General features: G+C 52.5%; 1 rRNA gene. It reads left to right on the top strand.

The features are described 5' to 3' along the window. Position 1: 1 nt before the first annotated feature. Positions 2-204: ribosomal RNA gene (locus AACR09_RS19990) — 16S ribosomal RNA — on the top strand; the annotation flags it as partial.

The following is a 204-nucleotide window of genomic DNA, read 5'->3' as shown; positions in this document are numbered from 1 at the left end:
GACGGGTGAGTAATGCCTAGGAAATTGCCTTGATGTGGGGGATAACCATTGGAAACGATGGCTAATACCGCATAATGCCTACGGGCCAAAGAGGGGGATCTTCGGACCTCTCGCGTCAAGATATGCCTAGGTGGGATTAGCTAGTTGGTGAGGTAATGGCTCACCAAGGCGACGATCCCTAGCTGGTCTGAGAGGATGATCAGC

It is taken from the genome of Vibrio sp. OPT20 (genome assembly GCF_963889365.1).
GTDB classification, from domain to species: Bacteria; Pseudomonadota; Gammaproteobacteria; order Enterobacterales; family Vibrionaceae; genus Vibrio; species Vibrio splendidus.
The sequence above is the reverse complement of the archived record's forward strand: the minus strand, read 5'-3'. Positions and strand labels throughout refer to the sequence as shown.